2 protein-coding genes are annotated in these 3,478 nt (G+C 34.4%); both read right to left on the bottom strand.

The window, feature by feature from the left end:
• Positions 1–250: 250 nt before the first annotated feature.
• Positions 251–2,152, bottom strand: coding sequence for an SEC-C metal-binding domain-containing protein (locus CI949_RS18660; RefSeq protein ID WP_089716217.1), 1,902 nt, complete (start codon positions 2,150–2,152; stop codon positions 251–253).
• 158 nt (positions 2,153–2,310) lie between these two features.
• A partial coding sequence (locus CI949_RS18665) for an aspartate aminotransferase family protein (RefSeq protein WP_290769191.1) occupies positions 2,311–3,478 on the bottom strand: 1,168 nt, incomplete at its 5' end.

Below are 3,478 nucleotides of genomic sequence, written 5' to 3' on the forward strand. Positions count from 1 at the left end.
ATACCAGCAATTACGATCTGTCTTGTTTTGAGTTTTATTTTCTTTTCCTCCCATCCCAGTCCATTGATCCAGGTGGACTAAACTTATTGTATTTAACAGCCTTGATAAAAGGGTACAGCTCTCGAAAAAAGTTTCTGTCCCAGCTGTTATAGCTATATTATAATAATTATCAACTTAAATGACAAGTGATTTAGGAAAATTTTCTTAAATTATTTTCTGAATCTGCAAAAAATTATTATCTTCTTATCGATTATCTTCTTTCAGAAAGTTTCTTTAAATAATTAATTATTACTTCGTCTACTTCCATTGCTCTGAAGTGTTCAATTAAGCTATCCTGCTTAAAGTAACGCAGCAGTCTAACCAGATAACTCATCACCTTATTGTTTTTGCTTTCTTTTAAGAGCTGACGGTGAAAAAGCTCAGTTCCCATTTCATAATAATTTAATTTTAAAGCAGCAACCAGCCTATAAAAATCTAGATACTCATCATCTAAAAACTTACCATAAGGAATTTCTGTTAAAATAGGTGCTGGATCATCAAATCTCAAAATGGTTTCGTAATAAGCAACAGTATCAAAATAACTTTCTACAGCTGCTTCTTTAACTTCCTGCAGTAAATTTTCTTTTTGATCATCTTCAAGATTAGACTGATATTTTAAAAGTCTTAACTTTGCATAACTTAAAGCTGGACTATCAATATCGGCCGCTTCTACTTCACCGATAACATCCTTTAATTCCTGAGTTGTAATATCTCTTCCCTTATCATAAATTGTTTCTTCCCCATCAAGGGCAGATAAACTAATGAAGAGTCGATTATTATAAATGTCTTTTCTCTGAATCTGGTCAATTAAATCAGCCTCGATTAGTTCCAGCAGACTTTCTAAAAGATTCTTTTGGTGATTTCTGGCCTCTTCGCTTTCAATTAACATCATTAGACTTGCTAAGAGATTGTCATCTTCCCCCAGCAGACCAGCGAAGTCTTCAACAAATTTAGCTAACTCTTGATTTTCACCATACTCTACTAAAAATCTTAGATAATCAGAAGCTACCTGCCAATTATGAAAATGTCCATCTTTTCTATTTTTTTCTATGGTGAAGGCAGTTTTTATTTTTTCTTCAGCTTCGTTTAAATTACCCTGCTGATAATCTGCTAAAAATAATAGTCTTAAAAAGTCTGGATTTCTTAAATGATCAGCTTCCAATTCTTCTGCAAAATTTCTGAAATCATCGTATAATTCAGCTGCTAAATAGCGGGCCAGAATATCAAGAGCAATCTGAGAATTTTTAGGTGGTAGATCTTTAATCTCATTTAATAACTCTCTTCCCTCAGATTCAGCAGAACTCATTTTGAGATTATCAAGCTGCTGAAAAACATTAAAAATTTCTGCTGCCTGAGCTAATGCTTCTTTTTGCTTAAGTTCTTTATTTTCAGCTAAATTAAATCTTTCTTTTATAAAATCATCTAGAAACGAAATTACCCTCATCTGCTTATACTCTTTTAACTGCTCGTAATGTTTTTTTAAGAGGCTGAGCGCACTTACCACATCATCTAAATCCATTAAAGTTTCCAGGCGGAAAATAATCAGCTGTAAATTATCAGAATCAATCTGCATTGCTCGATCAATAATATCATTAACACGCTGGAAGTTCTGTCCTTTTTTATAAACTTCGGCTAAGGCAATTAAAAGTGGAATACTTTCCCCTTTAGCCTCTAAGGCTTCTCGAACAAGCGCCTCAGCTTCATCAATTTCTTCCTGCTCCAGCATAATATTGACTAGAGGAGAAATAAAGGCTTCATCTAGTTCTGTTCCCATCAGCTGCCAGGCATGTTTAAGATATTTTCCCGCCTGCTGATAATTATTGCTCTGCAGTGTATAAACTATTAGCGGCAGTAAAAATCTGTGTTCTAGAGGATAATTTTTAACCGCTTCTTTTAATAAATCAACTACCTCTTCTTCTTTTTCTGCTTTTTTTACTGCGTCAAAATATTCTTCAATACTTTTATCTGGATTATTGCGGGCACAGCATTTTTTGAATTTTTTGCCGCTGCCGCAGGGACAGGCTTCGTTCCTGCCGATACTATAAGAACGAACTGTATCTTTTTCTCTTCTTTTTGCTACACTATCTTTTAAACCTTTTAATCTCTTATTCATTTTTTTAACCAACCTTTCTCTATCAGACTAGAAGTATGCAATAATAAAGCTCCATCAAGCTAAAAAGCTTCTGGAGCTCAATCATTTTTTATTTAAATTTAGTTTCATCTCTTTATAATTATAGCAGAATAAACAATTTATTTAAAGCTAATTTAACTCTAAATTTCTGTGATTATTTCTTTAATATTTTTAATAAGCAGATCCATATCTTCCTTTTCTACTACTAAAGGTGGTAAAAGACGTAAGGTATGTTCTTTGACAGCATTAACTAAAAAACCTCTTTCGAAAAGTTTATCAGTAATGTCTTTTGCTGAGAGATCATCATCGAACTCTAAAGCCAGCATTAACCCCTTACCTCTTGTTTCAATTAAATTATCATTTTCAGCAACTAGTTTATCTAATTCTGCTTTCAAATAGGCACCTTTTTCTTTGACAGCTTCTAAAAATTTAGATTCCAGCATAATATCAATAACTTCGGAAGCAGCTCTAGTTGCCAGTGGATTGCCGCCGAAAGTTGTACCATGATCGCCGGGTTCAAAAGCAGAAGCCACCTCTTCTTTAGCCATAAATGCCCCAATTGGAACTCCACCACCTAAGGCTTTGGCCAGAGTGATTATATCTGCTTCAACACCATAATTTTGATATGCAAAAAGTTCACCAGTTCTACCTATCCCACATTGAACCTCATCAAAGATTAATAGAATATCTTTTTGATCACAGAGCTGCCGTACCCCTTCTAAATACTCCTGTTCTGCTGGATAAATTCCGCCTTCTCCCTGAATAGGTTCCAGCATGATAGCAGCAGTTTTATCAGTTACTGCCTCTTTTAAAGCTTCCAGATCATTAAAAGGTACTGTAGAAAAGCCCTCCGGCAGTGGAGTAAATGGCTCTTTATACTTATCCTGTCCAGTTGCTGTAACTGTTGTCATTGTTCTACCGTGAAAAGATTTATCTGCTGTTATTGTTTCAAACTTATTGCTTCCTTTTTTCTTGAAATATTTACGGGCCAGCTTTAAAGCACCTTCGTTTGCCTCCGAACCACTGTTAGCGAAAAATATGCGGTCAAAACATGAATTTTGACATAATTTTTTCTCAAGTTCAGCCTGAGGTTCTATGTAATAGAGGTTTGAACAGTGAATAATTTTATCAATCTGATCTTTTAAAACATCTTTAAACCGCTGGTTGCTGTAACCTAATGCATTAACTCCAATCCCAGCTAAAAAATCACGATAGACTTTACCATCTTTACTGTATATTTTTATTCCCTCAGCTTTTTCCACATAAAGCGGGTATCTGCCGCTGTAAACATTCATAAAATGTTTTTGA

Source organism: Halanaerobium sp. (genome assembly GCF_003070835.1).

Excerpts from the sequence above, each read along its gene's own strand:
- CI949_RS18660 (WP_089716217.1), bottom strand. The coding sequence starts at position 2,152 with ATGAATAAGAGATTAAAAGGTTTAAAAGATAGTGTAGCAAAAAGAAGA.